The following is a 25,272-nucleotide window of genomic DNA, read 5'->3' as shown; positions in this document are numbered from 1 at the left end:
TTGTCCCTCAGGAACAAGAACGTCCCGCAAGGGCCAAAAGCTCCACTGTAGGCGCAGCGAACATGACGCGCTGACAACAGCGGCCTTAACCATGTGTTCAGCGTGACCGGCGTTTCCTGCTTAACGCATAAGACCGGAATGGGGCGCTTCCGACCTCGCCGGCCAACCGGGAACGAAGATCATGCTGCACGGCATGGAAGTCGCGAACGAAGCTCTGCCGCTGCCGAAGCCGGACGCGTCCGGCGACGAGCTGTTCCGCCTGGGTCTGCTGTATTCGACCGGGCAGGGCGGCGCGCCGCTCGACTATGTGTCGGCCCACATGCTGTTCAACCTCGCCGCCATGCGCGGTTCGGTGGAAGCCAAGGTCTACCGCAAGGAGCTGGCTGACGAGATGGCCCTCGAGGACGTCGCCGAAGCCCAGCGCCAGGCCCGCGAGTGGCTGGCCCGCGGCTGAGCGAGCGCTAGTTGATCGAGCCTCGGGAGCCGAGCGCCGGCCCGACGTGCTCGCCATTCCGTCCGCCTGTGTGCGGGCGACCGTCCGCGACGCACTCATAGCTCGCCCGTGAGGACTTGAACTCCAGCGGCCAGGGATAGCCGCCTACCTCCGCGCAATACTTCTCCGCCGTCGGCAGCGGGTCATCGCCGCTCCAGCGCAGCTGCACCGTCACCTTGCGCCCGGTCATGACGGCCGGCAGGTCGGTGGGCTCGTTGGCGGCGCGCAGCCAGCTGCAGCCGCCCAGCGCCAGGCCGGCCAGCGCCAGGCCGGCGGCAAGCAGCAGCCGTGCTCTTCGCGTCCCTGTCATGGGTCCCAAGATGGGTCTCAAGCCCGCGTCCCCCGTTCGACGCCCATAACCCTTAGACGCCGCCGAAGGCCCCCGCCCTCACGTTACGTCTGAAACCATTTGAGGAGCCATCCGCGCGGCGGCGTCAACCCATCATGGCGGCGCTGGAGGCGCCGACGGGTAGCGACGGGGGCGAAGAGTCTTGGAACATCTGGCCTTGGCGGCGGACGCGCCGGACAGCGCGGCCGCCAGTCCGCGTGTGGCGGCGGCGGCCTATCCGCTCGAGCTCAGCATCGTCATCCCGACCTACGAGGAGCGGGAGAACATCCCCGAGCTGCTCGCCCGGCTCGAGACGGCGCTCGCGGGCATCGCCTGGGAAGTGATCCTGGTCGACGACGACTCGCCGGACGGCACCTGGCAGGTGGCCAAGGCGGTGGCCGCGCGCGATCCGCGGGTCAGCTGCATTCGCCGCGTCGGCCGCCGCGGCCTCGCCGGGGCGGTGGTCGAGGGGGCCCTCGCCAGCTCCGCGCCGTTCATCGCGGTCATGGACGCCGACCTGCAGCACGACGAGGCCCTGCTGCCCGAGATGCTCCGCGTCCTGCGCGCCGGTTCGGCGGAGGTGGCCATCGGCAGCCGCTACCTGCAGCCTGAGGCCCGTGTGGTGGCGGGCCTTGCGGGCGCGCGCCGCCGGCTCGGCAGCCGCCTCGCCAACTGGCTCGGCCGCAAGGCGCTCTCGATCAGCCTCACCGATCCGGTGAGCGGCTTCTTCATGATGCGCCGGGAGGTCGTCGACCGCGTCGCGGGCAAGCTGGCGGTGAACGGCTTCAAGGTGCTCTTCGACATCCTCGCCTGCCAGCCGCAGCCGCCGCGCTGCGTCGAGCTTCCGTACGAGTTCCGGCCGCGCCTGGCGGGGCGCAGCAAGCTCGACCACGGGGTGGTCGCCCAGTACCTCAGCCTGATCGCCGCCAAGCTCAGCCGCGACATGCTCTCGCCGCGGGCGATCATGTTCGGCCTGGTGGGCGCCAGCGGCGTGGCGGTGCACATCGTGGTGCTGCGCGCCTTCCTGCGCTTCGGCTTCGCCGACGCCCAGGCGGTGGCGGCGCTGACCGCCATGACCTCCAACTACCTGATCAACAACGCCGTGACCTATCGCAGCCGCCGCAAGCGCGGCCTGGCGCTGGTCACCGGCTACCTGAAGTTCTGCCTGTTCTGCTCGGCGGGCCTGGCGGCCAACATCGGCGTCGCCGCGGCCCTGCACGACCACCTGCCGATCTGGTGGCTGGCCGGACTGGCCGGCGCCGCCGTCGGCGCGGCCTGGAACTTCACGACCACCTCGATCGCCGTCTGGTGAGCCGCGCTCCGCTCACCTTCGGCGCCCGGCTGGGACTGTTGGCGCTCGCCGCCGGCCTGCTGCGCCTCGCGCCGGCCGCGCTCGTCCACCTGACCGAGGACGAGTCCTACTACCGCATCTGGGCCCAGCACCTGCAGCTCGGCTACTACGACCATCCGCCGATGATCGCCTGGTGGATCTGGCTGGGGCAGCGGATCTGCGGCGACACTGCGCTCGGCGTACGCCTGCTGCCGACCCTCTCGGCCGGCGCGACCACCTGGCTGCTCGGCGACCTGGCGCGAAGGCTCGGCGGGTCCGAGCGGATCGCCTTCCGCGCGGCGCTCTGGTGGAACGCGACGTTCACCGTGGCGCTCGGCGGCATGCTGGCCATCCCCGATGCGCCCACCTGCTTCTTCTGGATCCTCAGCCTCTGGTGCCTGGCGCGCGCCGGGGAAGGCGAGGGGCGGGGCGGCTGGTGGCTGGCCGCCGGCGCCGCCGCCGGCCTTGGCCTGCTCTCCAAGTACTCGACCCTGTTCCTGGCCCCCGGGATCCTCCTTTGGCTGCTGCTCGACCCGCAGCGGAGACCGGAGCTGCGCACCCCCTGGCCCTGGCTCGCGGCGCTGCTGGCGGCCGCCGTCTTCTCGCCGAACGTGGTGTGGAACGCCCAGAACCACTGGCTGACCTTCGCCAAGCAGTTCGGCCGGGCCGCCCCCTCGCCCCTGCGGCCCGCCGGCCTGCCCGAGTTCCTGCTGGCCCAGGCCTTCCTCCTCAACCCGATCATCGCGGTGTTCGCCGCGCGCGGCGTGGCCAGCGCCCTCCGGGCAGAGCGGCGCCTGCTGCTGCCGGCGACGAGCGCCCTGCCGTTCCTCGGCTACCTGGTGATCCACAGCCTGCACGCGCGGGTCCAGGGCCACTGGCCGGTTCCGGTCTATGCGCCCCTGGCGCTCTGCGCCGCCGTCGCGGCCGGGGAGGGCGGCCGCTGGAGCCGCCTGGCCTCGGGGCTCGGGATCGGCGTCGGCGCCCTGGCGCTCGTCCACATGTCCGTCCCGCGGGCCGGCTCCCTGGGCGTCGTCGACCCGGCCCTGCCGCTGGCCGGCTGGGACCGCTTCGCCGACGACGTCGAGGCCCTGCGCCAGCGGGAAGGCGCGGCCTGGGTCGGCACGCTCAACTACGGCCTGCACGCCCAGCTCGTCGGCGAGGGGCGCGTCCGCGCTCCGGTGCTGCAGGTCAGCGAGCGCGCGCGCTACCGGCTGGACGAAGGCCCGCGGCCCGACTTCACTCGTCCCGGCCTGCTGATCGACCTCGACCGGCGGATGGACCGCGCCGACGTGCTGCGCTGCTTTGCGGTAGTGGAGCCCGTCGGCGTGCTCGAGCGGGGGTTCGAGGCCGGCCCGGTCCAGCGCTACGCCGCCTTCCGCGTCGCCCAGCCCCGGCGCGACGTCTGGGCGGACGGCTGCCACATGCGCAACGAGGTCCTGCCCGGCTTCTGAGCCCGGTCAGCGCCGCGGGCCGCCGACCGGCAGGGTGGCGGAGCCTACGGCCTGGTCGGCCGAGGGCGAGCTGCGGGGGGAGAGGTGCGCCACCACGATCGCGCCGCCGATCAGCAGCGCCAGCAGCAGGACGGCCAGCACGGCGAGGCCTAGCTTCGACCACAGGCCGCCGGGCCCGGGCGTACGGCCGGACAGGCTCAGCAACGGATCGACGCCCGCGCCGGGCGGCTGCTCGTCGGATCCGGACATCTGGGGCGGCAAGGCCATCGTGCCACCTAAGCGCGCGGAATGCGGCTTCGGTTCGGCAGGCCGACTCAGCTTGAGGGGAGGGTGGCGGTGACGGAGGGATTCGAACCCTCGATACCCTTTCGAGTATGACGATTTAGCAAACCGTTGCCTTCAGCCACTCGGCCACGTCACCTTGATTTTGTTCGGGTTTTGGCCCGACCCCTTGGGCGTTTGGGAGATTGCTTTCCCAACGGAGGCTGCAAGGGAGGCTCTCCATACCCAAACTGCCCCGCGCGGGCAACGCGTCTTGGCGCGGATCATGCGCGAACGCCCGGGGCTCGGCCGAGCCCCGGGCGCAAACCGCGACCGATGAATGGTCTCAGCGCTTCTTGTCGTCTTCGCGGGCCTTGGCGTCGTCCCGGGCCTTCGCGTCGTCGCGGACCTTGTCCTCGGCCGAACCGCGGGCGTCCCACCCTTCCGAGGCGGCCTGGACCTGGGGCGGGGCCTTGCCGAACTCGGGCGAGGTGTCGCCGCCGCCGCCCTGGCTGCCGCCGCCCGAAGCGCCGCCGGAAGATCCGGGCGAGCCGCCGTCGTCCTCGAGCATGCCGCTCGGCTTGGAGGCCTGGTTCGAGACATAGCCCGTGGGCATGCCGACCTTGGCGCCATAGCCGGAGACGCCGCCGGCGACGCCGGTGTCGGGCACCCCGCCCACCGTGCTGCGCTGGCTGCGCCAGTCGGTGAAGGTGCGCCCGAAGTGCTCGCGCCGCTCGGAGCGGAACTTGCGATAGTCGTCGTCGTACTGCTGCTGCTGGCTGGTGCGCCAATCGCGATAATCGCGGTCGTGGCTGCGCATCTGCTCATCGCGCCAGTGCAGATAGTCCGGGTCGAACTCGTGCCCGGCCTGCGGATGGTAGGCGTAGTCGGCCGGCGGCCCGAACTCCTGGACGCCGCGGTTGCGCGCGTTCAGCTCAAGGTCGCCATAGGGCTCGCCGCCGCCGGGGCTCCAGGTCTGGCGCTCGTCGTCGCTCCAGCCGGCGCGGCCCTGGCTGCGGCCGCCCTGATCGCGACCCTGATCGCGACCCAGATCGCGACCCTGATCGCGCCGATGGTCGGCGCCGCCCTCCATCCCGTATTCCTGGCCGCCGTAGCCTTGGGCTCCGGAACCCTGGCTGCCGTAGCCGACGCGGTCCTGGTCGTAGCGCGCGCCATAGCGCGCCTCGCCGCGCCAGGGCTCGCCGCCTTCGGGGCCGCGCCACTCGCGGCTGTGGCTGCCGGGCCCATGGCGGCTGTCGTCTTCCTGTCCGAAGGAGCGGTGCTCCCAGGGCCGGTCGCGTTCGCTGCGCCGGTGTTCCTGGTCGGGCTCTCGGCGGTCGTGCTGGCCGTGCCGGCCACGCGCGCCCCAATCGCCGCTCCGATTGTCGCCGCCCCGATTGCGATCGCGGTCAGGCATGTCGTGATCCTCCAGCTTCGCTTGTCCAAGGTGCGGTCAACCGGCGGCGAGGCGGCGGTGTTCCTATGGCGCGGGCTGTTCGGCGGTGCGGCGAAAAATAGCTTGGCCATATGTCGGGTCTTTGCTTGTCGGCGGGCCCGCGGCGGTATCCAATGAGGAACTGCCTTGGGACGGGACACCATGGCCACGAAGGACGGTTCGGACCGCGCGAAGAAGCAGGCGCTCGACAAGGCGCTGCGCGGCATGTTCGGCAAGCTGCAGGCCCGGCCCACGCCGGACCGCCTGATGTCGGTTGTCGAGCAGCTGGAGGCGGCAGACCAGCCGCCGGTCAAGAAGGCCAGCTCTGGCTAGGCCCGACCGGCCACGCTCATCGTCTCCAGCGCCATGACGTCGGTGGCGTCGTCGGCGTCCATGATCTTCAGCAGCCGCGCGCGGGCGCGGTTCACCCGGCTCTTGATGGTGCCGAGCGCACAACCGCAGATCTCCGCCGCCTCCTCGTAGGAGAGGCCGGCCGCGCCCACCAGGATCAGGGCTTCGCGGTGTTCGTCGGGCAACTGCTGCAGGGCGACCTGCAGCGAGCGCATGGCGATGCTCCAGTCCTGGGTCGGGGCGGCCTTGAGCGAGCCGGCGTATTCGCCGGTCTCGTCGCGCACCTCGCGGCGGCGGCGCAGCACGTTGGTGTAGTAGGTGTTGCGCAGGATCGTGAACAGCCAGGCCCGAAGATTGGTCCCCGGCTCGAACTTGTCCCGGTTGGTCCAGGCCTTGATCAGCGTGTCCTGCACCAGGTCGTCGGCGTCCGAGCCGTTGTGGCTCAGCGACCAGGCGAAGGCTCGCAAGGCGGGTATCAGTGCGACGACTTCGTCGCGCCAGTGACCGGACGGCGCGTCCATACTGCCCTCATCCGACCCTCGCGGGCCCATCTGCCTACAGCTCTCCAGCGGTCGGGAAACGCGTCCCCCTCCCATCCGTTCCGGCGCATCCGGGGGAAGGCGGCGACGTATTTTGCCGCCGGGCGCAGAACCTGTGGATCGATCGGCCTCGCTCTTGAATTGAGATCGGCGCGACCACACGTCGCATCGCGTCGGGCGCGCGGCCAGGGAGGCCTTCATGACCCAAGCCGAGGGCCCTCCGAAGGGCGCTGCGGACATCGCCGCGCAATCCACCGCGCTCAACCGCTATCGCGCGGTCCGCCAGGCGACAGAGGCGCTCACCCGCGCCCTCACGCCTGAGGACCAGCAGGCCCAGTCCATGCCGGACGCCAGCCCCGCCAAATGGCACCTGGCGCATACCACCTGGTTCTTCGAAACCTTCCTCCTGGAGCCCAGGCTGGCCGGCTACAAGGTCTTCGACCCGCGCTTCGCCTACCTATTCAACTCCTACTACGAGGCGCTGGGACCGCGGCAGCCGCGGCCGCAGCGGGGCCTGCTCACCCGGCCCTCGGTGGACGACGTGCTCGCCTATCGGGCCCACGTGGACGCGGCCATGGCGCGCCTCCTGGCCGACGGCGCCGAGGGCTTCGAGGCGCTGCTCGATCTCGGCCTTGCCCATGAGCAGCAGCATCAGGAGCTGATCCTGATGGACGTGCTGCACCTCTTCTCCTGTTCGCCGCTCAACCCCGCCTACGCCCCGCCGCGCTCGGCCGGCCCGGCCGCCCCGCCGCCGGCCCTGCGGTTCCATCGCTTCGAGGGCGGGCTGGTGGAGATCGGCCATGCCGGCGACGGCTTCGCCTTCGACAACGAAGGGCCGCGCCACAAGGTCTGGCTGGAGCCCTATGCCCTGGCCGACCGCCTGGTCACCAACGGCGAGTGGCTGGCCTTCATGGAGGACGGCGGCTACGCCCGCCCCGAGCTCTGGCTCGCCGAAGGCTGGGCCCGCGCCCGCGAGGAGGACTGGCGCGCGCCGCTCTACTGGCGCGAAGGCGAGGGCGGCTGGTCGGTGATGTCGCTGCGCGGCCTGCGCCCCCTCGATCCGGCCCAGCCGGTCAGCCACGTCAGCTTCTACGAGGCGGACGCCTACGCCACCTGGGCCGGCGCGCGCCTGCCGACCGAGGCGGAATGGGAGCACGCCGTGGCGGGCAAGCCGATCGCCGGCGCCTTCCTCCCGTCCGGCCGGCTCGAAGCCGCGCCGGCCGTAGGCGGGGAGGGGCTTCGCCAGATGTTCGGCGACCTCTGGGAATGGACGCGCAGCGCCTATGGCCCCTATCCGGGGTTCCGCCCCGCCGCCGGGGCGGTGGGCGAGTACAACGGCAAGTTCATGGCCGGTCAGTTCGTCCTGCGCGGCGGCGCCTGCGTGACGCCCGGCGGGCACGTGCGGGCGAGCTACCGCAACTTCTTCTATCCGCAGCAGCGCTGGATGTTCTCGGGCGTGCGCCTGGCCAGGGACGCCGCGCCGCGGCCGGCCGTCGACGCCGACTTCGAGGCCGACGTGCTTGAGGGCCTCGCCAGGCCGCAGAAGGCGATCCCGCCGAAATACTTCTACGACGCGGAGGGTTCGCGCCTGTTCGAGGCGATCTGCGAGCTCGAGGAGTACTATCCGACCCGTACCGAGATCGCGCTCCTGCGCCGCCATGCCGGCGAGATCGCCGAGGCGATCCCGAAGGGCGCGGCCCTCGTCGAATTCGGCTCCGGCGCCAGCGTGAAGACCCGCATCCTGCTGGACGCCGCGCCCCAGCTCTTCGCCTACGCCCCCATCGACATCAGCGCCGATGCGCTCGACGCCGCCGTCGAGGCCCTGCGCCGGGACTACCCGGGACTGACGCTCGCGCCGCTCTTGGAGGACTTCACCCGCGCCCTGGAGCTGCCGCAGGCGCTCGCCGGGCGGCCCGTGGTCGGCTTCTTCCCGGGCTCGACCATCGGCAACCTGTCGCCGGCGGAGGCCGAGGCCTTCCTCGTCGGCGCGCGCCGGCTGCTAGGGCGGGGCGCGGCCTTCCTGGTGGGCCTGGATCTGGTGAAGGACGAGGCGAGCCTCGTGGCGGCCTACGACGACGCCCTCGGCGTCACGGCGGCGTTCAACAAGAACCTGCTGGCCCGCATGAACCGCGAGCTCGGGGCTGACTTCGATCTCGACGCCTTCGCGCACCGCGCCGTCTGGAACCCCGCGCAGAGCCGCATCGAGATGCACCTGGCGAGCCTGCGCGACCAGGAGGTCCGCCTGGCGGGACGCGCCTTCCGCTTCGCGGAGGGGGAGACCCTGCACACCGAGAACTCGGCCAAGTTCACGGTCGAGGGCTTCGGCGCGCTCGCGGGGCGCGCCGGCTGGATGCTCGAGCGGGCGTGGGTCAGCCCCACGCCCGCCTTCGCTACCGTTCTCTTGAGGGCTTGAGGCCTTCGGCCTAGCCCTCGCGGCTGCCGCGCGAGCGGCCGCCGCCACGGGAGGCTTCGCCGCCCTTGCGCCCGGCCGAGGCGGCCAGGTCGCGGTCCTTGGCGAAACTGCGCTTCTCGCCGGGCACGCTGGCCCCGCCCTTGCGGGCGATCTCGCGGCGTCGTTCGGGGTTCATGGCCGCGAAGCCTCGGCGGGCCCGCGGTTTTCCGGATTCTACGGTCGGCATGCGTTCGCTCTCCTCGTCGGGTTGGTCGTGCGAGACACAGCTCCCGGCCCGGTCGTCAGTCGGGACGGGATCGGACGTGCGGCAGCGCGTCCGCTTGCCGGCGGAAGGTCTTGAACGGTGTGGTTTTCCGTCTCGGACATGGCGTCTCACTGGGTTGCGGTCAGGCTAACCATCGAGACGCAGCCAAGGTTGCGTTGTGGGGGGCGCGAGTTTTCGTCACGCCCCAGTGATCGTACTCAGAATTGGTTAGGCCGCAGGCCGGCTACTCGCGGCGCAGGGCCTCGATCGGGTCCAGGCGGGCCGCCCGCCAGGACGGATAGGCGCCGAACACCAGGCCGACGATGATCGAAAAGCCGAGCGCCAGGGGCCCGGACCACGGCGGCACGGCGGCCGGCCAGGAGCCGAGCTTGGCCACCCCGATGGCGCCCAGCACCCCGATCGTCAGGCCGATCAGGCCGCCGGCCAGGGACAGGGTCATGGCCTCGAGCGAGAACTGGATCAGCACGTCGGAGCGCTTGGCGCCCACCGCCATCCGCAGGCCGATCTCGCGGGTCCGCTCGGTCACCGCCACCAGCATGATGTTCATGATCCCGACGCCGCCGACGATCAGGGACACGGCGGCCACGGCGGCGAGCAGGGTGGTGAAGGTTGAGACCGCCGCCTGGCTGGCCTGGAGGATCGAGGCCATGTTCTGGGTCTGGAAGTCGTCGTCCTCCCCGGGACGGATGTGGTGCTGGTCGCGCAGCAGGTTGGAGACGTCCTCCTGCACCTGGTCGATGGCGTCCTCGGTGGCCGCCTTGACGTAGATGGTCTGCACCACGTCGCCGCGCAGCCGGCGGCCGACCACCCGCGAGCGCACCGCGGCCAGCGGCGCCAGCACCACGTCGTCCTGGTCCTGGCCGAAGCCCGACTGGCCCTTGCTCTCCAGCACGCCGATGACGTCGAAGGGCACGTTGCGCACCCGCACGCGCCGGCCGAGCGGGTCGGCGTCGCCCCAGAGCTGGCGGGCCACGGTCGGCCCGACCACGATCACCTTGCGGCCCTGGCGCGCCTCGCGGTCGTCGAACATCCGGCCCGAGGCGATCTTCAGGTCGCGGGCGGTCAGATAGTCCGGCGTCACCCCCTGGATCGAGGTGTTCCAGTTGGCGCCGTCGCCGACCAGCTGCACCTGGCCGCGGACCACGGGCGCCACGGCCGCCACGTCATCCACCTGCTTGGCGATGGCCGCCGCGTCGCTCTCCTTCAGGGTCAGTGCCGCGCCGGCGCCCTGGTTCACCTGGCCGGGGCGCTGGAAGTTCGGCTGGACGATCACGAGGTTGGAGCCGAGGCCGGAGATCGCGCTCGTCACCCGCTGCTGCGCGCCGGCGCCGATGGAGGTCATCATCACCACCGCCGCGACGCCGATGACGACGCCCAGCGAGGTCAGGCCGCTGCGCAGCGGGTTGGCGACGATGGCGCCGCCGGCGAAGCGGATGAGCTCGACGAAGTTCATGCCGGCGCATCCACGTCGGATGGCCGAGCCATGGTGTCCTGGACGATCAGCCCGTCCTTGAACATCACCTTGCGCCGCGCCTGGTCGGCGATGTCGTTGTCGTGGGTGACGATCATCAGCGTCAGCCCCTCGGCGTTCAGCTCATGGAACAGCTTGAGCACGTCCTGGCCGGTCTGGCTGTCCAGCGCCCCGGTCGGCTCGTCCGCCAGCAGCAGGTCGGGATTGTTGGCCAGGGCCCGGGCGATCGCCACCCGCTGCTGCTGGCCGCCGGACATCTGGGTCGGCCGGTGGCCCTTGCGCGCGCCGAGCCCGACGCGGTCGAGCAGGTGCGCCGCCCGCTCCCGGCGCTCGCGCGGGGTGAGGCCGGCGTAGATCATAGGCAGCTCGACGTTCTGCAGGGCCGAGAGCCGCGGCAGCAGCTGGAAGGACTGGAAGACGAAGCCGATGCGCCGCCGCCGGAACTCGGCCAGCTCGTTGTCGTCGAAGTGGGCGATGTCCTCGCCCTCGAAGCGGTAGTCGCCCGCCGTCGGCCGGTCGAGCCCGCCGAGGATGTTCATCAGGGTCGACTTGCCCGAGCCGGACGGTCCGATCACCGCCACGTGCTCGCCGCGCTCGACGGTGAGGTCCACCCCGCCCAGGGCGACGACCTCTTCCTCGCCCATGGTGTAGAGCTTCTTCAGGCCGTGGACTTCGATCATCGCCATGGGCGCTACATGCGGATCCGGGCGGATCCACCCTGGGAACCCTGGCCGCCACCGCCGAACGGCGCGTTGGCCTTGACCTTGGCCTTTGGCCCGCCGCCGACGATCACCTGGTCGCCCGCCTTGATGGGCCCGGAGACCTCGGTGTTCGTGCCGTCGGTCGCGCCGACCTGCACCGGGATCGCCACCGGCGCGCCCTCGCGCAGCACATAGACCGTGCCGCCGCGGGTCGCGCCGCCCCGGTTGCGGCCCTGGGCGAGCTGAGCGCGCAGGGCGGCCAGCTTCTGCTTCTGGTCGGGCCGCAGGATGGGGTCGAGCCTGGCGAAGGCGTCCTCGCGGACCTTCCTCATCTGTTCGCGGACCTGGCTGCGGTCGCCGCCGGCCGAGGCGAAGGCGGCCATCATCTTGGCGCGCAGGTCGGCCTCGATGGCCGTCCACTGCTTGCGCTGGGCGGCGTCCAGGCCGAGCTGGTCGGGCAGGGCGGCGAGGGCGTTGGCGCGGCCGCCCTGGCCGTTCTGGCCCTGCTGACCCTGACCCTGGCCCTGCCGCTGACCCTGACCGCCGGAGCGGAAGCCGCCGCCGGGCCCACCGAAGCTAGGGCCGCCGAACCCGCCGGGCCCCATCATGCTCGGCGTGCGGGTCGGGCTGACCGTGCCGTTCGGGGTCCAGCGCAGCGCCGCCACCGGGACCTTCAGCACGCCGCGGCGGGTCTCGAGGACGATGTCGGCGTTGGCTGTCATGCCGGGCAGCAGCTTGCCCTGCGGATTGTCGGCCTCGGCGATCACCGTATAGGCGACCACGTTCTGGTCCGTGGTCGGCTGCTTGCGCACCTGGGTGACCACGCCCTCGTAGGTGTCGTCCGGGAAGGCGTCGACGGTGAAGCGGACCGTCTGGCCCTCGCGCACCTGGCCGACATCGGCCTCGTCGACACTGATCTTCACCTGCAGCTTCGAGAGGTCCTCGGCGATGGTGAACAGCACAGGCGCCTGCAGGCTGGCGGCGACGGTGTTGCCGGGCTGGATCTTGCGGTCGACGATCACCCCGTCGATGGGCGCGACGATGTTGGTGCGGCTGAGGTCGACCTGCGAGCTGCGCAGGGTGGCTCTGCTCTGCACGACGCGGGCGCGCGCCGCCGCGAGGCCGGCCTCGGCGTTGCGCCAGGTGGCGGTCGCCCGGTCGAGGGTGGAGGGCGAGTACCAGCCCTTGTCGACCAGGGCCTTCTTGCGCTGGTAGTCGGCCTTGGCGTTGGCCAGGGTGGCCTGGGCCTGGGCCACGGCGGCCTCGCCGGCCTTGATGTCGGCCTGGCCCTGGGCGACGCGCGACTCGAAGGTCTGCGGGTCGATGGTCGCCAGCACCTCGCCGCGATGCACCTGGTCGTTGAAGTCCACCAGCACCTTGGAGATCTGGCCCGAGATCTGCGAGCCGACGTCGACGGTGATCAGCGCCTGCAGGGAGCCCGAGGCCGACACCGACTTGGTGATGTCGCCCTGTTCGACCGCGGCCGTGCGATAGGGATCCTTCGGCGCCTTGGGCCGCAGCTGCCAGGCCACGAGCCCCGCCACCACCAGGGCGAGGACGCCCAGGGCGATGAGGACGGGGCGGGAGAGGCGCACCCTGCGGCGCGTCGGGGAGCTGGAGGTCATGGGCGTTAAACGGACCTTCGCGCGAAATCAGTCGGCCGCTTTGATCAGTGACAAGTTGCCCGGCGATTTCAGGGCCGGTCCGTGTCTATCCCGCAAGCAACAAAGCCTGCCTGCAACATTTCAGAGGGGGAGTTGCACCCGGGCGGTCAGGCCGCCGTCCCGCCGGTTGAACAGGGCGACGTCGCCGCCGTGGCCCCGGGCGATCGAGCGCACGATGGCCAGGCCGAGGCCCGCGCCGCCAGTCTGGCGGTTGCGCGAGGGCTCGCGCCGGTAGAAGGGCTCGAACACCCGCTCGCGGTCTTGGTTGGGGATACCCGGCCCGTCATCCTCGATCTCGACCACCGCATGGGCGTTCTCGCGGAACACCCGCGCCCGGGCCCGGCCGCCGAACTTCACGGCGTTGTCGAGGAGGTTGGAGAACAGCCGGCGCAGCGCCATCGGGTCGCCCTCCAGCACCACCTTCTCGCCGGTCTCGACCTCGGTGGCCGCGCCGGTCTCGCTCATCTCGTCGCACAGGCTTTCGAGCAGGGAGGAGAGCTCCAGCGGGGTGCGCTCGCCGGGGATGCTGGCGTCGCGCACGAAAGTCAGGGCCGCCGAGATCATCGCCTCCATCTGGTCGATGTCGGCGGCGATCTTCAGCCGCTGGTCGTCGGGCAGGGCCTCGATGCGGAAGCGCAGGCGGGTCAGGGGCGTGCGCAGGTCGTGGGCGATGGCGCCGACCATGGCCGTGCGGTCCTCGACGTACCGCTTCAGCCGCTCCTGCATGTCGTTGAAGGCGCGCACCGCGGTGCTGATCTCGGCCGAGCCGCGCAGGTGCAGGGTGGGGGCCCGCGGATCGCGGCCCAGCCGCTCGGCGGCCTCGGCGAACAGGCGGATCGGCGCCGACAGCCGGCGGGCGAAGATGTAGCTCACCGGCGCCATGGCCAGAGCCGAGAGGACGAACCACAGGGCGATGCGCTGCTGCCAGGGATTGAGCCCGAAGGCCGGCTGCGGCCGGACCACGTTCCAACGTCCGTCGGGCCGCTTCACCGCAACCTCGAAGGGGGCGACCAGGAAGTGCTCCTCGCGCACGCCCTCGCGCACCAGCCGGTCGCGCAGGGTGCGCATCACCCGCCGGTCGGAGAAGGGATTGCGGTCGATGGCGATCACCACCTGGCTGGGCGGCACGCCGAGCTGCTTGGCGATTTCGGTGCGCAGGGCCGGGGCGTTGCGGCTCTCGGCGGGCACGCCCTCCAGGTGGTCGGTGACCAGCAGCTCGAGCGGTCGGCGCTCGGCGAACGTGACGTTGGCGTGCTTGAAGGCCTGGCTGATCTCGGTCAGCCGGTAGAAGTCGGGTGTCGGCGGCGGCAGGTTGAAGATCAGCAGCAGGCTGATGACCTCGGCCGCCACCAGGGTGAGCAGCGTCAGCGTCAGGAGCTGGACGAACAGCGAGGCGGTCGGGCGTCCGCGCGCGATCCGCATCAGGCCCGCCGGACCTTGGGCGTGAACATGTAGCCTTCGTTGCGGATGGTGCGGATCAGGTCCTGGCCGCCGCCGCCGTCGTCCAGCTTGCGGCGCAGGCGGCTGATCTGCACGTCGATGGCCCGGTCGAAGGCGTCGGAATCGGGGCCGCGCGCCAGCTCCAGCAGCTGGTCGCGGGTCAGCACCCGCTGCGGCCGCTCGACGAACACCCGCAGCAGCGAGAACTCGCCGGACGAGAGGTTGACCACCACGCCCTGCGGCGAGCGCAGCTCGCGGCGGACCAGGTCGAGAGCCCAGCCGGCGAACTCGCAGGAGGCGCCGACCGTCGAATTGCCGTTGCGCACCTCGGCCCGGCGCAGCACGGCGCGGATGCGGGCCAGGAGCTCGCGCGGATTGCAGGGCTTGGCGAGGTAGTCGTCGGCGCCGAGCTCGAGGCCGACGATGCGGTCGGTGTCCTCGCCCATGGCCGAGAGCATGATGATCGGCGGACCGGCCTCGGCCGAGGCGATGCGCCGGCAGACCGCCAGCCCGTCCTCGCCCGGCAGCATGATGTCGAGCACGATCAGGTCGACGGGCCCGCGCTCCAGCGCCTGCTCCATCTCCCGCGCGTCGGCGGCGGTGGAGACCTTGAAGCCATGGCGGCCCAGGAAGTCGGAGACCACGTCGCGGATGCCGGGGTCGTCGTCCACCATCAGGATGCGCGCGCCTGAGGTGGTCATGTCGGTCGATAGCTCCATGGGCCCGATGTTCGGACCTCAGCGTAACATTCGGATTTCGCGTTTGAAATCACGGCGGCCGTCTATCGCCCCACCAGCGGGTCGGCGAGGATCTCGTCGGCCACCCAGGGATTGGTCTTGCGCTCCTGGCCGAAGGTCGACATCGGCCCGTGGCCGGGCACGAAGCGGACGTCGTCGCCCAGCGGCCAGAGCTTGCCGGTGATCGAGTTGATCAGGTCCTGGTAGTTGCCGCGGGGAAAGTCGGTGCGCCCGATCGAGCCCTGGAACAGCACGTCGCCCACCTGGGCGAACCGCGCCTCCCGGTGGAAGAAGATCACGTGGCCGGGCGTGTGGCCGGGGCAGTGGTAGACCTCGAACTCCGTCTCGCCGAGGCTGACCCGGTCGCCGTCCGCCAGCCAGCGGTCGGGGGTGAAGCTGCGCGCGTCCGGCATGCCCCACTTGGCGCCCGAGGCGGCGATGTCGTCGATCCAGAAGGCGTCGTCGGGGTGCGGCCCCTCGATCGGCGCACCGGTCGCCTCCTTCAGCGCCGCCGTGCCGCCGGCATGGTCGAGGTGGCCGTGGGTGATCCAGATTTTCTCGACGGTCAGGCCGTACTGCTCGATGGCCGCCAGCAGGCGCGGGACCTCGCCGCCCGGATCGATGACCGCGGCCTTCATGGTCTTGGCGCACCAGACGATGGTGCAGTTCTGCTGCAGCGGCGTGACCGGCGCGATGACTGCGCGGATCGGCATGTCGGGATCGGGGACGGACAAACAGGACTTCCGGAAATCGGGGATGCGAGAGGTCCTTAGAATAGGGAAGGTCCTCGGATTCACAACAAAGCCGCCGCCGGGGGAAACCCGCCTTTCGAGCGGAGATTGCCGAGGGCGTGAGGCGCGGCTAGCGTGCCGCCCAAACTGCCCCTCGGTTGGGCAGAGTCGGGGAACAAGGACAAAGCCGTATGGCGAACGCTTCGGGCATTGGGCGCATCTTCTTGCGCAAATCTGTCGGCCAGATTCAGGCCGAGCACGAGCAGGGCGAGCTGAAGCGCTCGCTCGGCGCTCTCAACCTGGTGCTGCTGGGCATCGGGTGCATCATCGGCACGGGTATCTTCGTGCTCACCGGACACGCCGCGGCCGAGTTCGCGGGGCCGGGCATCATGATCTCCTTCATCATCACCGGCCTGCTCTGCGCCTTCGTGGGCCTCTGCTACGCCGAGCTGGCCTCGGCCCTGCCGGTCTCCGGCTCGGCCTACTCCTACACCTACGCCTCGATGGGCGAGGGCGCGGCCTGGGTCATGGGCCTGCTGCTGCTGCTGGAGTACGGCCTCGCCGCCTCGACGGTGGCCGTGGGCTGGTCCGGCTACTTCGTCAGCCTGATGCACGACATCGGCATCCACGTGCCCGCGGCGCTCACTGCCGCGCCGGGCGTGGAGGTGAAGGATGCGTCGGGTGCGGTCATCGCCACCGGCGTCGTCAACCTGCCGGCGCTCGTCGCCATCGGCCTCGTCACCCTCCTGCTGGTACGCGGCGTGACGGAGTCCGCCACGGTCAACAACATCATCGTCGCCATCAAGGTGACGGTGGTCATCCTGTTCATCGTCATCGGCGCCCGCTACGTCCATCCGGCGCAATGGTCGCCCCTGGTGCCGACCGAGATCCCGGCGCGTCCGCCGGGCACCAACATGGATGTCTGGCACCAGATCGGCCGGGCGCTGATCGACGTCGTCACCGGCAACACCGAGCACAAGTACGGCCTGGGCGGGGTGATCCACGCCGCCGCGGTGATCTTCTTCGCCTACCTCGGCTTCGAGGCGGTCTCCACCGCCGGCGCCGAGAGCCGCAACCCGGCCAAGGACATGCCGATCGGCATCCTCGGCGCCCTGGTGATCTGCACCATCCTCTACATCCTCACCTGCGCGGTGCTGGTCGGCGTGGTGCCCTACAGCCAGCTCGACGTAGCCGCGCCGATCGCGCTCGCCACCGACCAGATGGGCCTGCCCTGGTTCTCCTACGTGGTGAAGATCGGCGCCATCGCCGGCCTGTCGTCGGTGATGCTGGTGCTGCTCTACGGCCAGACCCGCGTCTTCTACACCATGAGCCGCGACGGCCTGCTGCCGTCGGCCCTGGCCACCGTGCACAAGACCTTCCGGACGCCCTGGATCAACACGATCATCGTCGGCATCGCCGCCATGTTCGCCGCCGGCTTCCTGTCGCTGGACGCGCTCTCCGACCTCACCAACGTGGGCTCGCTGGCCGCCTTCGCCCTGGTCTGCATCACGGTCATCTACCTGCGCGTCACCCACAAGGACATGACCCGGCCGTTCCGCACGCCCCTCTATCCGGTCGTGCCGATCCTCGGGGCGATCATGTGCGTCATCCTGCTGATGAGCCTGATGGCCACGCCCGCCACGCGGAACTTCTTCCTGATCTATCTGGCGGTGGGGATCGTCATCTACTTCCTCTACGGGATCCGGATGTCGGCGCTCGGTCGCGGCGTCGCGGTCGCCGGCTCCGAGGGCGAGCCCCACGAGCTGCCGCACCGCGTCGGCGAGGAGCCCGAAGGGCAGGGCTGACCCGCCCGCTTCGGAATCGCTGGACTTTCAGCACGGGGCGCGGCTTCACGGCCGCGCCTCTTTCCGTTTTGGATCACCCCGTCTCCTCGCCTTGGCCGATCTGCTCCCCATCCACGACGCCCTGCCGGCGCTGAAGGCCGCCCTCGACGGCCGCAACGCCGCGGTGCTGGTCGCTCCGCCGGGGGCCGGCAAGACCACGGTCGTGCCGCTGGAGCTGCTGGGCGAGTCCTGGCGCGGGACGGGGAAGATCATCGTCCTGGAGCCCCGCCGGCTGGCCGCCCGCGCGGCCGCCGAGCGGATGGCCAAGACCCTCGGCGAAAAGGTCGGCGAGACCGTCGGCTACCGGGTGCGCATGCAGTCCCGCGTCTCGGCCGCCACCCGCGTCGAGGTGGTCACCGAAGGCGTCTTCACCCGCATGATCCTTTCCGACCCCGAGCTTGCCGGGGTCGCCTGCGTGATCTTCGACGAATTCCACGAGCGCAGCCTCGACGCCGACCTCGGCCTGGCGCTGGCCCGCGACGCCCAGGGGGTGCTGCGCGCGGACCTGCGGCTGCTGGTCATGTCGGCGACCCTCGATGGCGCGGCCGTCGCGCGCCGGCTGGACGATGCGCCGGTCGTCGAGAGCCATGGCCGCACCTTCCCGGTGGAGACCCGCTACCTCGGCCGCGATCCCGCCCAGCGCCTGGAGGACCAGGTCGTGCGCGCCGTCGAGCGCGCCCTCGCCGAGGAGACCGGCTCGGTGCTCGTGTTCCTGCCGGGGCAGGGGGAGATCCTGCGGACCGCCGAGCGCCTGGCAGAGCGCCTGCGCCGGTCGGAGGTCGAGATCGCCCCGCTCTACGGCGCCCTCGATCCCCGGGACCAGGACCGCGCCATCAGCCCGGCGCCGGCCGGCAAGCGCAAGGTGGTGCTCGCCACCTCCATCGCCGAGACCAGCCTGACCATCGAGGGCGTCCGCGTCGTGATCGACGCCGGCCTCGCCCGCGTGCCGAAGTTCGATCCGGCCAGCGGCCTCACTCGCCTGGCCACCGTGCGCGTCTCGCGCGCCGCCGCCGACCAGCGCCGCGGCCGCGCCGGCCGTACCGAGCCCGGCGTCTGCTACCGGCTGTGGGACGAGCCGGAGACCCGGTCCCTGCCGGCCTTCGCCGATCCGGAGATCCTGGAGGCCGAGCTCTCGGGCCTGGCGCTCGACCTCGCCCGCTGGGGTGCGAAGGACCCGCGCGACCTCGCCTTCCTCGACCCGCCGCCCGCCGCCGCCTACGCCGAGGCGGTCGGCCTGCTCGTCCGGCTGGAGGCGCTGACCGGCGAGGGCGTCCTGACACCGCACGGCCGCGCCCTCTCCGAGTTCCCGCTCGCCCCACGCCTCGCCCACATGGTGCTGAAGGCCGCCGAGCACGGCCAGGGCCCGCGCGCCGCCCGCATCGCCGCCCTCCTGTCCGAGCGGGGGCTCGGCGGCCGCGACGCCAACCTGACCCATCGGCTGGAAGGCCTGGAGCGCGACCGCAGCCCGCGCGCCCGCGACGCCCGTGCGCTCGCCGACCGCTGGGCGGGTCTCGCCAAGCCGAAAGCGGGGGCGGGCGGGGGCGATCTGCTCTCTGACGGCCTGCTGCTCGCCTACGCCTATCCCGAGCGCGTCGCCCGCGCCCGCGGGCCACAGGGGGAGTTCCAGCTCGCCTCCGGCCGCGGCGCCTTCCTCGAGCCCACCGACGCCCTGGCCCGCGAGACCTGGCTGGCGGTCGGCGAGCTGGGCGGCGGCGAGCGCCGCGATCGCATCCTGCTGGCCGCGCCGCTGACCGAGGCCGAGATCCTCGACGCCTTCGCCGGCCAGCTCGCCGAGGAGGACCGGCTGGAGGAGAGCGGCGGCGGCAAGCTGCGCGCCAAGCGCATCCTGCGCCTCGGCCGCCTGACCATCCGCGAGACCCTCGTGGAAGACCCGGACCCGGCGCTCATCGCCCATGCGCTCGCCGACCGCGTCCGCGCCGACGGCCTCAAGGCCCTGCCGCTCGGCGAGGCGATCCAGTCCCTGCGCCAGCGCGCCGCCTTCCTGCGCGGCTTCGACGCGGCCTGGCCCGACCTCTCGGACGCGGCCCTGATCGCCCGGCTCGACGAGTGGCTGACCCCGCTGCTGCCGGGCCACCGCGCACTCTCGGGGCTCAAGGCGGACGTGCTCGACGGGGCGATCCGCAGCCTGATTCCCTGGGACCTGCAGCGCCGGCTCGAGGCCGAGGCGCCGGCCCGCTGGACCGCGCCCACCGGCAACAGCTTCGCCGTCGACTACGCCGCCGAGGGCGGGCCGCGCGTCGAGGTCCGGGTGCAGGAGGTCTATGGCCTGGCCGAGCATCCGAGCGTCGCCGGCGGCCGCGTGCCCCTGACGCTCGCGCTACTCTCGCCGGCCCACCGCCCGATCCAGACCACCAAGGACCTGCCGGGCTTCTGGAAGGGCTCGTGGAAGGACGTGCGCACCGATATGCGCGGCCGCTACCCCAAGCACGTCTGGCCGGAGGACCCGGCCGCGGCCGCCCCGACGACCCGGGCCAAGCCGCGCGGGACCTGAGCCCCAGATGCTCCCCGTGAGGGGGGATCTAAGCCGCCAGCTTCTTGTCGTTCGGGTGCACGACGCGCAGGCCCACGGCGAGGCGGTTCCAGGTGTTGATCACCCCGATCAGCAGGGTGAGGGCGACGATCTCCTCGTCGCTGAAGTGGGCCTTCAGCGCCTCGTAGTCGGCGTCCGGCGCGCCGGTCTCGGCGATCCGGGTCAGCGCCTCCGTCCAGCCCAGCGCCGCCTTCTCGCGCGGCGTGAACATGTGGGATTCCCGCCAGGCGCTGAGCAGGTAGATGCGCTCCGGGCGCTCGCCCTCCTTCAGGGTGTCGCTCGTGTGCATGTGCAGGCAGTTGGCGCAGCCGTTGATCTGCGAGGCGCGGATCTTCACCAGCTCCTGTAGCCGGTGCTCCAGGCCCATGGCCTCCAGCTCGGGCGGCGTGGCGATCTTGGCCAGCGGCTCCACCGCCTTGAAGCCGACGGCGTAGAGATTGATGCGTTGGGTCATGAGAGCCTCCATTGCGTGGTTGGCTCTAGGACGGGGCAGGGGCGCGTTCTGTGACGCCTCAGGTGGCGGCGTAGATCATGATCCCGGTCGCCACGGCGAGGTTCAGGCTGTCGGCCCGGCCGCGCATGGGGATCTTCACATTGACGTCGCACAGCCCCGCCATCTCCGGCGGCAGGCCCTGCTGCTCGTTGCCCATCAGGATCAGGGCCGGCTTCTGGTAGGCGGCCGAACGATGGTCGACGCTGGCCGAGAGCAGGGTGCCGACCACCGAACCCGGCCAGTTCGCGCGCCAGCCGGCGAACTCGGCCTCGCTGGCCCTGACCAGGGGTACGGCGAAGATCGAGCCCATGGTCGCCCGCACCGCCTCGACGGAGAACGGGTCGCAGCACTCGCCGACCAGGATCACCGCCCCACAGCCGGCCGCGTCGGCCGTGCGCACGATGGTGCCAAGGTTGCCCGGGTCGCGCACCCGGTGCAGCGCCACCCAGCAGGGCGCCGTGCGCGGATCGATCTGGTCGAGGCCCCGGTAGGTCTGGCGGAAGACGCCGACCACGGCCTGCGGATTGTCCCGCCGCGACACCTTGGCGAGGATCGCCTCGGTCACCTCGATGACCTCGCCCCTGGTGGCGCGCGTCGCCTCGACCGCCTTCTTCAGCAGCGGATGGCTGGCCGCCTCGGGGCCGTACATCAGGATGTGCGGCGCGTGGCCCTGCTCGACGCCCTCGGTGACGTTCTTCAGTCCCTCGGCCACGAACAGGCCGGTCTCGTCCCGCTCCTTGCGCAGGTGCAGGGCGCGGACGGCCTTGACCGTCGGATTGGCCAGCGAGGTGATGCGGCCGCTCACGAGGCCCCCCTCACGTCGCCCATCGCGCGAAGAAGCTCATGCCGATCTGCCGGTCGCCGGCGTCCTCGACGAGGGCCAGCTCGCCCCATTCGATGGTCCCGCCGCGCCCCTTCAGCACCTCGGCGAGCAGGCCGGAGAGCGCCGCGCCGCTGATCCGCTCGGCATAGGCGTTCAGCACCAGGAACGAGGCCTGGTCCGACAACAGCTCGCCGCAGAGCCGGGCCAGTTCCGGCAGGTCCTCGAACAGCCGCCAGACCTCGCCGCCAGGGCCGCGCCCGTACTTCGGCGGGTCGAGGATGACGCCCTCGTACTTCGATCCACGCCGCGCCTCGCGCTGGACGTACTTGCGCGCGTCCTCGGTGATCCAGCGGATCGGCCGGTCGGCCAGGCCCGACAGCTCGGCGTTCTCGCGCGCCCAGGCCACCGCCTTCTTGGAGGCGTCCACGTGGGTCACCGCCGCCCCGGCCGCCGCCATGGCGAGGCTGGCCACCCCGGTATAGCCGAATAGGTTGAGCACCCGCGGCTGGCCGCCCGTGGTCCTCGCGCCGCGGATCCGCTCGCTCAACCATTCCCAGTTGGCCGCCTGTTCGGGGAAGAAGGCGAGGTGGCGGAAGTTGGTGAACCGGCCGTGGAACTTCACCTTGTCCCAGGCGAGCGGCCAGCTCTCGCGCGTCTTGCCGGTGAAGCGCCAGCGGCCGGCCTCGTCCTCGTCGGCCGGCTCGAACACCGCGTCGGCCTCGTCCCACGCCGACTGCGGCAGCCTCGGCGACCACAGGCACTGCGGCTCGGGCCGCACGACGGAATAAGGGCCGTAGCGCTCCAGCTTGCGGCCGTCGCCGGAGTCCAGCAGGGCGTAGTCGCCCCAGCCCTTGGTCCGCATCACGGCGGGGGCGGCGGCGACGGTGGGCGCGCGGGCGGTCATGGGAGCGGCCTTACGGGTCCGCGCGCGCCTCGTCCAGCCCCGGCCGGGCGGCGGCGGGACGGGCCGGAGATCGGCCCCGTCGCCCTAAGGGACCAAGGGTGACGCCAAGTAACACCTTGTCACTTCGGCCGATTTGGGTTCGGGTAACGGCAATTCGGGGTGGAATTGGATAGATTCAGGTGACGGCTTCAGGAACCACGGCGAGGCGTTCGACGCGCAAGGCCAAGGGCGACGGCCATCTTCGGCGCGCGGAGATCCTCGAGGCGGCCGAGCGCATCTTCGTGGCCGAGGGCTACGAGGGCGCCACGATCCGCAAGATCGCCGACGAGGTGGGGGTCTCCTCCACCGCGCTCTACATGCACTTCCCCGACAAGAGCGCCATCCTGCTCGAGATCTGCGAGCGGGTGTTCACCACCCTGCTCGAGCGCAACCGGGAGATCGCCGCCAAGCCGATCGACGCGGTCCAGCGCACGCGGATGATGCTCGACGCCTACATGCGCTGGGGCATCGCCCATCCCAACGCCTACCAGCTCGTCTATTCGGTGCCGCGTCCGGCCGGGACCTGGCCGGTGGACGCCGAGTCCGAGGCCGCGGCCCAGTGCTACGTGGTCTTCTCCGGCGTGGTGCGCGAGATCGCCGCCGAGGGCCGGCTGCGCAACGGCACCGCCGATTCCGCCGCCCAGGTGCTCTGGATGGCCTGCCACGGCGTCGTCGCCCTGATCGCCGCCCGTCCGAACTTCGAATGGGCCGACCGCGACGAACTCATCGCCCTGACCCTCGACGGGCTGATGAACGGGATGGTCGTCGACTAGGGCGGCCTGGGCCGGCCGGTGGCTAGTTCGCCGCCACCGTGCCGTTGCCGAGGTTCGAGGCCGCGTAGTTGTAGCTGCCGCGCTTGAGGTCGCTCATCAGCGTCACCGGGGCCGAGCCGCCGTTCATCTTGGCGCGATAGACCTGGGTGTTCTCCATCACCCGCATCACATAGTTCCGCGTCTCGGAGAACGGGATGCACTCGATGAAGTCCACCGGATCGGTCGAGCCGCCGCGCGGGTCGCCGCACCAGCTCACCCACTGGGCCGGACGCCCGGGCCCGGCGTTGTACCCGGCCGCGGCCATGACGTAGCTGCCCGAGAAGCGGTCCACGAGCTGGCCGAGGAAACTCGAGCCCAGCCGCATGTTGTAGTCCGGGTCGTCCAGCATCGAGGACGAGTAGGAGACGCCAATCTTCTTGGCGACGATCGCCGCGGTGGCCGGCATCAGCTGCATCATCCCCCGCGCGCCGACGCCCGAGCGGGTGCGCGGATCGAAGTCGCTCTCCTGGCGGGTGATGGCCAGGACGAAGGCCGGCTCGGCCGCGCCCGGCGCTTCCGGCGGCGTCAGGTAGGGATAGGCCCGCTGCGGCAGGATGAAGCCGCGCTGGGCCGCGCCGCGCGCCGCCTTCATGCTCAGCTCCTGGTCGCCGTAGCCGCGGGCCAGGTCGACGAGCAGCGCCTCCTCCTGGGTGGAGGGCAGGATGTCGTCGAGATTCAGCACGAACGTCCGGTAGAGGTCGCGGTAGCCGAGGTCGTAGAGCAGGCGCGTGGCCTGCACCGCGCCGCGGCTCTCGAAGCGCGCCCGGTCGGCGGGGGTGATCTCGGGATCGGTGGACAGCGTCAGCCGCTGGCCGAGCTTCTCGGCGGCGAGCTGGCCGTAGAAGGCGGTCTTGTGGACCGCGGCGGCCTCGTAGAACTGGTCGGCGCTCTTGCGGTCGCGGCGCGCCTCGGCGGCGCGGCCCTGCCAGTAGAGGGCGCGGGCGCGGGTGATCGGCGTCACCCCGACCCGGTCGATGGTGGCGAAGTGCTTCGCCGCCGCTTCCGGCTCGTGCAGCTTGGTCAGGGCGATCCAGCCGGCGACGAACTCGGCCTCGGCGGCCTGGGTGCCGTCGCTCAGGCCGGAATCGGCGGCCTCGTAGGCGGCGCGAAAGTCGCCGGCCTTCATGGCCGTCAGCACCAGCTGGCGGCGCTCGTCCCAGATCGCCTTGGCGGCCTCGGGGGTCGAGACGTCGCGCGGGAAGTCCTTCACCAGGGCCTGGGCCAGGCTGTCGAGGTTGTGGCGGCGCAGATAGGCGGCGCGCTCGAAGGCGACGCCGGGCGAATTGGCGACCGAGGCGGGGAGGGCGGCGGCCAGCTCCTGGCCGTTCTCGGCGTTGGCGCGCAGGGCGATACGGGCCGCCGCCGCCGCCTGCCAGTCGGCCGGCAGCAGGGCGATCATGTCCCGCGCCGCCTGGCTCTGCGGGGCGTAGAGCAGGATGTCGGCCCGGCGGACATGGTCCTCCGGCGTCAGCACGTCGGAGAAGCGGCCCAGCATGTTGCGCTGGGTGTCCGCATCGAAGCTCTTGTTGCGCCACCAGTTGCGCACCAGCGCGGCAGCCTCGGCCTGGCGGCCGAGCATCTTGTAGGCCGAGGCGAGGGCGAGGGCGCCCTGGGCGGTCTGCGGGTCGGCGCCGCCGAACCATTCGACGATCTGGGCCGGCGACTTGCCGGAGCTTTCCAGCAGGCGCTCGGCGGCCACCTGGCGGCGGGCGGCGCGCGGCCATTCGGCGAGTTCGCGCCGCGCCTGGTCGACCTCGAAGAAACCGATCGATTCGCCGTCGTAGTCGGCCAGCGCCCAGCTCGCGACCTTCCGGGCCAGCGAATCGGAAAGGCCGTCGCGCGCGGCGCGGGCGCCGTTCACGTCCCCGCGGCGGGCGGAATCGATCGCCCTGCGCAGCAGGGTCACGTCGTTGACGCTGAGGGTGCCGGCGCCGGCGTGCACCACCGCGGCCGCCTGCACCGGCGCCTCCTGCGGCGCGCTCTGCAGGAGATCCCCAATTGGATCCACCGGTTGCGCCTGCGCCACCGTGCCGGCGACGAGCACGCTGCCGGCGACCAGGAGAGCCTTGCGAGCCTTGGCGTTGATCACGGAGTCCCCCAACGGACTGAAGCCCCTCAATGGGAAGATACGGACATTGCGGGCTTGGCCCACTCCCCCATATTGTCGCGCCAAATCTGAATTTCGCTTAACAAGCG

Annotated in this window: 23 protein-coding genes and 1 tRNA gene; 8 read left to right on the top strand and 16 right to left on the bottom strand. The window is 71.5% G+C overall.

Annotation, left to right across the window (positions count from 1 at the left end):
- The first annotated feature begins 181 nt into the window (after window positions 1–181).
- Window positions 182–454 (top strand): sel1 repeat family protein, encoded by a 273-nt coding sequence (locus tag DJ017_RS13990; protein ID WP_111529289.1) that lies wholly within the window; start codon window positions 182–184, stop codon window positions 452–454.
- Window positions 455–461: 7 nt separating this feature from the next.
- On the opposite strand, the gene DJ017_RS13985 is transcribed toward DJ017_RS13990, so the two are convergent.
- Window positions 462–803: a hypothetical protein gene (locus tag DJ017_RS13985; protein ID WP_111529288.1), complete on the bottom strand. Its 342-nt coding sequence runs from the start codon at window positions 801–803 to the stop codon at window positions 462–464.
- 181 nt (window positions 804–984) lie between these two features.
- Between DJ017_RS13985 and DJ017_RS13980 the strand changes: the two genes are divergently transcribed.
- Both DJ017_RS13980 and DJ017_RS13975 read left to right on the top strand, forming a co-directional pair.
- Window positions 985–2,133: a glycosyltransferase family 2 protein gene (locus tag DJ017_RS13980; protein ID WP_227000147.1), complete on the top strand. Its 1,149-nt coding sequence runs from the start codon at window positions 985–987 to the stop codon at window positions 2,131–2,133.
- Complete coding sequence (locus tag DJ017_RS13975) at window positions 2,130–3,602, top strand: ArnT family glycosyltransferase (protein WP_111529287.1); 1,473 nt, start codon at window positions 2,130–2,132, stop codon at window positions 3,600–3,602. Before DJ017_RS13980 ends, DJ017_RS13975 begins: the two co-directional genes overlap by 4 nt.
- A gap of 6 nt (window positions 3,603–3,608) precedes the next feature.
- Here the strand turns inward: DJ017_RS13975 and DJ017_RS13970 are convergent, their stop codons facing one another.
- From DJ017_RS13970 to DJ017_RS13960, 3 genes are all read right to left on the bottom strand, one after another.
- Window positions 3,609–3,869 (bottom strand): hypothetical protein, encoded by a 261-nt coding sequence (locus DJ017_RS13970; RefSeq protein ID WP_111529286.1) that lies wholly within the window; start codon window positions 3,867–3,869, stop codon window positions 3,609–3,611.
- Window positions 3,870–3,933: 64 nt separating this feature from the next.
- A tRNA-Ser gene (locus DJ017_RS13965) sits at window positions 3,934–4,023 on the bottom strand.
- Window positions 4,024–4,209: 186 nt separating this feature from the next.
- Window positions 4,210–5,280 (bottom strand): hypothetical protein, encoded by a 1,071-nt coding sequence (locus DJ017_RS13960; RefSeq protein ID WP_111529285.1) that lies wholly within the window; start codon window positions 5,278–5,280, stop codon window positions 4,210–4,212.
- A gap of 180 nt (window positions 5,281–5,460) precedes the next feature.
- On the opposite strand from DJ017_RS13960, the gene DJ017_RS20415 reads away from it, so the two are divergent.
- Window positions 5,461–5,631 (top strand): hypothetical protein, encoded by a 171-nt coding sequence (locus DJ017_RS20415; RefSeq protein ID WP_165830631.1) that lies wholly within the window; start codon window positions 5,461–5,463, stop codon window positions 5,629–5,631.
- Here DJ017_RS20415 and DJ017_RS13955 read toward each other — a convergent pair.
- Entirely contained in the window at window positions 5,628–6,170 is a 543-nt protein-coding gene (locus DJ017_RS13955) for a sigma-70 family RNA polymerase sigma factor (RefSeq protein ID WP_111529284.1), read from the bottom strand. The genes DJ017_RS20415 and DJ017_RS13955 overlap by 4 nt on opposite strands.
- 217 nt (window positions 6,171–6,387) lie before the next feature.
- On the opposite strand from DJ017_RS13955, the gene egtB reads away from it, so the two are divergent.
- Window positions 6,388–8,601, top strand: a complete 2,214-nt coding sequence (gene egtB / locus DJ017_RS13950) for an ergothioneine biosynthesis protein EgtB (RefSeq protein ID WP_111529283.1) — start codon at window positions 6,388–6,390, stop codon at window positions 8,599–8,601.
- 10 nt (window positions 8,602–8,611) lie between these two features.
- On the opposite strand, the gene DJ017_RS13945 is transcribed toward egtB, so the two are convergent.
- The 7 genes from DJ017_RS13945 to DJ017_RS13915 form a co-directional block, all read right to left on the bottom strand.
- Window positions 8,612–8,827: a con-10 family general stress protein gene (locus DJ017_RS13945; RefSeq protein WP_111529282.1), complete on the bottom strand. Its 216-nt coding sequence runs from the start codon at window positions 8,825–8,827 to the stop codon at window positions 8,612–8,614.
- A 262-nt stretch (window positions 8,828–9,089) separates the two neighbouring features.
- Complete coding sequence (locus DJ017_RS13940; RefSeq protein WP_111529281.1) at window positions 9,090–10,319, bottom strand: ABC transporter permease; 1,230 nt, start codon at window positions 10,317–10,319, stop codon at window positions 9,090–9,092.
- Window positions 10,316–11,023 carry an ABC transporter ATP-binding protein gene (locus tag DJ017_RS13935; RefSeq protein WP_377284570.1) on the bottom strand — a complete coding sequence of 236 codons (708 nt, stop codon included), beginning with the start codon at window positions 11,021–11,023 and terminating at the stop codon, window positions 10,316–10,318. The genes DJ017_RS13940 and DJ017_RS13935 overlap by 4 nt, the downstream gene beginning before the upstream one ends.
- Window positions 11,024–11,028: 5 nt before the next feature.
- Window positions 11,029–12,663 (bottom strand): efflux RND transporter periplasmic adaptor subunit, encoded by a 1,635-nt coding sequence (locus DJ017_RS13930; RefSeq protein WP_111529280.1) that lies wholly within the window; start codon window positions 12,661–12,663, stop codon window positions 11,029–11,031.
- 120 nt (window positions 12,664–12,783) lie between these two features.
- Window positions 12,784–14,124 (bottom strand): ATP-binding protein, encoded by a 1,341-nt coding sequence (locus tag DJ017_RS13925; RefSeq protein WP_111529279.1) that lies wholly within the window; start codon window positions 14,122–14,124, stop codon window positions 12,784–12,786.
- A complete protein-coding gene (locus tag DJ017_RS13920) occupies window positions 14,124–14,861 on the bottom strand; it encodes a response regulator (RefSeq protein WP_111529278.1) in 738 nt (245 codons plus the stop codon). The genes DJ017_RS13925 and DJ017_RS13920 overlap by 1 nt, the downstream gene beginning before the upstream one ends.
- A gap of 62 nt (window positions 14,862–14,923) precedes the next feature.
- A complete protein-coding gene (locus tag DJ017_RS13915; RefSeq protein ID WP_111529277.1) occupies window positions 14,924–15,592 on the bottom strand; it encodes an MBL fold metallo-hydrolase in 669 nt (222 codons plus the stop codon).
- A gap of 242 nt (window positions 15,593–15,834) precedes the next feature.
- On the opposite strand from DJ017_RS13915, the gene DJ017_RS13910 reads away from it, so the two are divergent.
- Together DJ017_RS13910 and hrpB are read left to right on the top strand one after the other, a co-directional pair.
- On the top strand, window positions 15,835–17,415 hold the full coding sequence (locus DJ017_RS13910; protein WP_227000146.1) for an APC family permease: 1,581 nt from the start codon (window positions 15,835–15,837) through the stop codon (window positions 17,413–17,415).
- A gap of 100 nt (window positions 17,416–17,515) precedes the next feature.
- Window positions 17,516–19,966, top strand: a complete 2,451-nt coding sequence (gene hrpB, locus DJ017_RS13905; protein ID WP_111530110.1) for an ATP-dependent helicase HrpB — start codon at window positions 17,516–17,518, stop codon at window positions 19,964–19,966.
- 28 nt (window positions 19,967–19,994) lie between these two features.
- On the opposite strand, the gene DJ017_RS13900 is transcribed toward hrpB, so the two are convergent.
- From DJ017_RS13900 to DJ017_RS13890, 3 genes are read right to left on the bottom strand one after another with little or no spacing between them, the layout of a single operon-like run.
- Entirely contained in the window at window positions 19,995–20,459 is a 465-nt protein-coding gene (locus DJ017_RS13900; protein WP_111529275.1) for a carboxymuconolactone decarboxylase family protein, read from the bottom strand.
- A gap of 58 nt (window positions 20,460–20,517) precedes the next feature.
- Window positions 20,518–21,303: a TrmH family RNA methyltransferase gene (locus DJ017_RS13895; RefSeq protein ID WP_111529274.1), complete on the bottom strand. Its 786-nt coding sequence runs from the start codon at window positions 21,301–21,303 to the stop codon at window positions 20,518–20,520.
- Window positions 21,304–21,313: 10 nt separating this feature from the next.
- Window positions 21,314–22,225 (bottom strand): class I SAM-dependent methyltransferase, encoded by a 912-nt coding sequence (locus DJ017_RS13890; protein WP_111529273.1) that lies wholly within the window; start codon window positions 22,223–22,225, stop codon window positions 21,314–21,316.
- 179 nt (window positions 22,226–22,404) lie between these two features.
- Here DJ017_RS13890 and DJ017_RS13885 point away from each other — a divergent pair, with 179 nt between their 5' ends.
- Window positions 22,405–23,037 (top strand): TetR/AcrR family transcriptional regulator, encoded by a 633-nt coding sequence (locus tag DJ017_RS13885; protein ID WP_111529272.1) that lies wholly within the window; start codon window positions 22,405–22,407, stop codon window positions 23,035–23,037.
- A 22-nt stretch (window positions 23,038–23,059) separates the two neighbouring features.
- Here the strand turns inward: DJ017_RS13885 and DJ017_RS13880 are convergent, their stop codons facing one another.
- Entirely contained in the window at window positions 23,060–25,165 is a 2,106-nt protein-coding gene (locus DJ017_RS13880) for a lytic transglycosylase domain-containing protein (protein WP_227000145.1), read from the bottom strand.
- Window positions 25,166–25,272 lie beyond the last annotated feature (107 nt).

It is taken from the genome of Phenylobacterium soli, from assembly GCF_003254475.1.
Lineage (GTDB): Bacteria > Pseudomonadota > Alphaproteobacteria > Caulobacterales > Caulobacteraceae > Phenylobacterium > Phenylobacterium soli.
The sequence above is the reverse complement of the archived record's forward strand: the minus strand, read 5'-3'. Positions and strand labels throughout refer to the sequence as shown.